Annotated in this window: 3 protein-coding genes and 1 pseudogene; 3 read left to right on the top strand and 1 reads right to left on the bottom strand. The window is 59.6% G+C overall.

What is annotated here, in order from left to right; genetic code table 11:
* Positions 1-95 (bottom strand): hypothetical protein (locus tag HT737_RS32765; RefSeq protein WP_372339961.1); only part of this gene is annotated, 95 nt, incomplete at its 3' end.
* Between the two features lie 311 nt (positions 96-406).
* Here HT737_RS32765 and HT737_RS16405 point away from each other — a divergent pair.
* From HT737_RS16405 to HT737_RS16395, 3 genes and pseudogenes are all read left to right on the top strand, one after another.
* Entirely contained in the window at positions 407-907 is a 501-nt protein-coding gene (locus HT737_RS16405) for a sigma-70 family RNA polymerase sigma factor (protein ID WP_182403289.1), read from the top strand.
* Positions 907-1,908: a FecR domain-containing protein gene (locus HT737_RS16400; protein WP_182403287.1), complete on the top strand. Its 1,002-nt coding sequence runs from the start codon at positions 907-909 to the stop codon at positions 1,906-1,908. The genes HT737_RS16405 and HT737_RS16400 overlap by 1 nt, the downstream gene beginning before the upstream one ends.
* An 87-nt stretch (positions 1,909-1,995) precedes the next feature.
* Positions 1,996-4,369: pseudogene (locus HT737_RS16395) on the top strand (TonB-dependent siderophore receptor); the annotation flags it as partial.

The following is a 4,369-nucleotide window of genomic DNA, read 5'->3' as shown; positions in this document are numbered from 1 at the left end:
TGCAGATAGTCGTTGTAGAGGGTGAACAAAGCGAAAGCCAGGACCACGACGCCCGAGGCGGCCAACAGGATTTTATGGCTGAACTTGAGATTCATTTCATGGGACTTCTTATGCAAAAGTGGGGATGCGTTCCGGGATGCAACATTCCATGTACAGCGCAGGCGGCGTTCTGACGGCCGCTCTACTTTGGTGCACGCATGTCTCACCAGTCTTTCGGCACGCGTCGGAGAAAACTTAGCGCTTTGCAGGAAATGGACGGCATTTCTGCCAGATTCCCGCCGAACGGCGTGCCAGAGCGTTCGTCTGTCATTTTTTGATGACTGTTTTGCAGCGCCGGTTGCAAATTCTGTAGCCCTTGATGACAATGCGACTAATTATCATTTGTGACGTTCGGGCTGTTGCGTTCATGTCCTCACCTGAGTTTGCAGTGCAGGCGCTTTACAGGAGTCATCACGGCTGGCTCAACGCCTGGCTGCGAGCGCGACTGGGCAATGCCGCGGATGCGGCGGATCTGGCCCAGGACACCTTCGTCCGTCTGCTGCAGCGCAGCGAACGCCTGGAACTCAAGGCGCCTCGGGCTTTTTTGCGCACCATCGCCCGTGGTCTGGTGATCGACCTGTGGCGTCGTGAAGAAATCGAACGCGCCTATCTCGAAACCATCGCCCACTTGCCCGAAGCCGAAGCCCCAAGCGCCGAAACCCGCGCGCTGGTAATCGAATTGCTTGGGGACATCGCGCGCATGCTCGAAGGCTTGCGGCCGAAAGTGCGTCAGGCGTTTCTGCTGGCGCAGTGCGAAGGCTTGACCCACAAGCAGATCGCCGCGCGAATGGGCTTGTCTCTGCGCTCAGTCGAACGTTACATCGCCGCTGCGCTGTATCACTGCTACGTGTTGCGGTACGCAAGTTGATGCCAGTGGATAACAACTCGGTCGGGCGTCGCGCCGAGCCGCCGCAACAGGTGGTCAAGCAAGCCATCCACTGGTTGCTGCGCCTGCGCAACAACCATGGCAATGCGCGCCTGAGTCATCAGTGCGATGCGTGGCGCGCCGAACATCATGAACATGAACTGGCCTGGCAGCGCGTGCAGTCGCTGCAGGCTGAACTGAGCCATAACCTGCGCGCAGCGCCCGGCGCCCAGGTCGCGTTCAATACGCTGGAAAACAGTGCGCAAGGACTGGGCCGGCGACAAGCCTTGAAGCTGCTGTCCGGCGCGGTGCTGATGGGCTCCGCGGCATGGCTGGCCAAGGACACCTCCGTGTGGCAGCAGTGGCGCGCTGATTACGCTACGGCGACCGGCGAGCGTCGCGGGTTCCAGCTGCCCGACGGCACGCGGATCGAGCTGAACACTGCCAGTGCGGTGGATCTGGACTACACCGCGCAGCAGCGGCTGATCAAACTCAATCGCGGCGAAATCATCGTCACATGCGGTGGTAACGATGAAGGCGCGGCCTTCAATCGGGCGCTACGCGTACAAAGTCGTCACGGCGTTTATGAGCCGACCCATGCCCGCTTCGTCCTGCGTCAGGACAGTAATTGCACGCGGCTGAGCGTCACCCACGGCCGTGTGGCCATCCATAGCGCTGGCACCTTGGTTGAGGCACTCGCCGGGCAGACCTACCTGATCGATCACCACCAGGTACGCCCGGCGCCGCCACCAGATATGGACGCGGGCGCGTGGGTCGACGGTCTGATCGTCACTCGCGATATGCGCCTGGGCGATTTTCTCAACGAGGTCGGACGTTATCGTCCAGGTTTCGTGACGTGCGCGCCGGCGGTGGCAGATTTGCGCCTGTCCGGCGTGTTCCGCCTGGAGGACACCGACAAGCTGTTGGCCATCCTGCCGCAGACGTTGCCGGTGCAGTTGCGCTATCGCACCCGGTGGTGGGTAATGATTGAGGCAGTGGCCTGAAATTATTTTGGCGGTTTTTTGCGGCAAATCCGGCTTGGTCAGTAAGCACCTCCATTCCGCTTTAGCGACTTGCCACGGAAACCGACAATGACTGTCCGAATCACCTGTAAGAAACCTCTGCCTTTCACTGCCGAATCAGGCCTGTTACGCCACGCTGTTCGCGCCGCCCTGCTCTCCACTGTTCTGGGCACCGGAGTGTTGCCTGCCCTGAGCCTCGCCGCTAATGCCAGTGAAGCGAGCAGCCATCGCTACAACATTGGCGCCGGCCCCTTGGACGAAGCACTGAACCGGTTTGCGCGCGAGGCGGGTATTACCTTGTCGATGACACCCCAGCAAACGCAGGGGCGGCAGTCGCCAGGCGTGCAGGGCGAATATTCAACCGATCAAGCGTTGAGCCATTTGCTGAGTGGCTCGGGTCTGGAAGCGGTCAGCCAGGATGGCAGCAGCTACATTCTGCACTCGGTCAGCGACAGCGATGCACTGGCGCTGCCGGCCACTGATATCAAAGGCTTCGCTCTCGGAAATGCACTGGGCAGCATGGAGGCTACAACGCCACCCACAGCCAGATCGCCACCAAGACCAGTACCGCGCTGCTGGAAACGTCACAAAGCGTATCGGTGGTGACTCGCGAGCAAATGGACGATCAAGGCTCGCAGACCGTCTCCCAGACGATGCGTTATACCCCCGGCGTGCTGACCAATCCTTACGGCGCGACGCATCGATACGACTATGTGGCGATGCGCGGTTTCAACGACGGTTCGGTGGACAACATCTATCTCGACGGCCTCAAGTCGATGGGTGACAGCGGCACCTACAGCACCATGCAGGTCGATCCGTATTTCCTTGAACGCGTGGATATTCTCAAAGGCCCATCGTCCGTGTTGTACGGTCGCAGTTCGCCCGGTGGCCTGGTGGCGCTGACCAGCAAAAAACCGTTGTACGAGGCCTATCATCAAGTTCAGGCCACGGTCGGCACCCAAGGCCAGCGCGGTGTCGGTTTTGACTTCAGCGGTCCGGTCGATGACGACAAGCGCATCGCCTATCGTCTGACCGGTTTGACGGATCAATCCGACACGCAATTCGACCACAACAAGGAAAAACGCTTCGCTCTCGCCCCGACCCTGAGCATCGATTTCACTGAAGACACTTCGCTGACACTGCAGGCGTATCTGCAACACGATCCGGATGGCGGCTACCACGGCGGCGTGCCGGCAGACGGGACGATTCATCAGCGCAACGGCAACCGCATCTCGCCGCACTTCTTCGAGGGCGAGCCGGGAGTTGATGGGTACTCGCGGAATCAGCAGTCGTTTGGCTATCAGTTCGAACACCGCTTCAACGATGTCTTCACGGCGCGGCAGAATTTCCGTTACCTCGACTCCAAAGTGAACATGGATCAGGTCTACGCCTATGGCTGGACGACGCCAACCAGCAACGAACTGAACCGCTATTACACCGGCGGCGATGAGCGTCTGCATGCGTTCATCGTCGACAACATGCTGCAGGCCGAATTCTTCACCGGTGCCACCAAGCACACCGTGTTGATGGGCGCAGATTATCAACGGCGCAAAACCGTGGTCGACTGGACCAGCGGCGGCCTGGCGCCGATCAATGCCTTCGACCCGGTCTACGGCAATTCGGCGATCGACATGTACGGCGAGACCCGTTATCTGCGCCGCCTGGAACAAACCGGCGTATACCTGCAAGACCTGATCGAGATGGACCAGTGGCGCTTCTCACTCGGCCTGCGTCAGGACTGGGTCGAGACGTCGGATGAGAACCGTATCGCCGAAGCAGGACGGCCATTGGGCACCGAAATCAACGACCGCCGCACCAAACTGACCGGCCGCGCTGGCGCGTTGTATCTGTTCGAAAACGGCTTGGCGCCGTACATCAGCTATTCCGAGTCGTTTAACCCGAACTCGTATGCTGACAGCGCCGGCAATCCACTGCCGCCAACCGACGGAACGCAATGGGAAGTCGGCCTGAAGTACCAGCCGCCGGGCACCGACAATCTGTTCACCGCCTCGCTGTTCCATATCGATCAGGAGAACCTGGCGACCAAGCTGCCGCAGGAAAATTTCTACCGTGCTGTCGGCGCCGTGCGTTCGCAAGGTCTGGAACTGGAAGCGCACATGCAGGTGACCGACAACCTGAAAGTGCTCGGTAGCTATACCTTCACCGATATCGAGTATTCGAAGTCGATGGTCAGTACCCTGAGTACGCCGACCGGCGTAATCGAAAACAAAGGCAACTCGCCGACTCAGGCACCGCGGCACATGGCATCGTTGTGGGCCGACTACAAGTTCGATAGCGCGGCACTCGATGGCCTGCGTTTAGGCGGTGGTGTGCGTTATGTCGGTTATAGCTGGGCGGATGCGGAAAACACACTGAAGGTGCCATCTTACACGTTGTTCGACGCATCGATCGGTTATGACCTGGGCAAGGTCGGCTTGAAGGG

The sequence above is a fragment of the Pseudomonas sp. MD195_PC81_125 genome (assembly GCF_014060985.1).
GTDB lineage: Bacteria > Pseudomonadota > Gammaproteobacteria > Pseudomonadales > Pseudomonadaceae > Aquipseudomonas > Aquipseudomonas parakoreensis.
Note: the sequence above shows the minus strand (reverse complement) of the source record. Positions and strands in the feature narration are given on the sequence as shown.

What these genes read in the sequence shown, in the direction of transcription:
- HT737_RS16405 (WP_182403289.1), top strand. Translation starts at nt 407, where the DNA reads ATGTCCTCACCTGAGTTTGCAGTGCAGGCGCTTTACAGGAGTCATCAC.
- HT737_RS16400 (WP_182403287.1), top strand. Translation starts at nt 907, where the DNA reads ATGCCAGTGGATAACAACTCGGTCGGGCGTCGCGCCGAGCCGCCGCAA.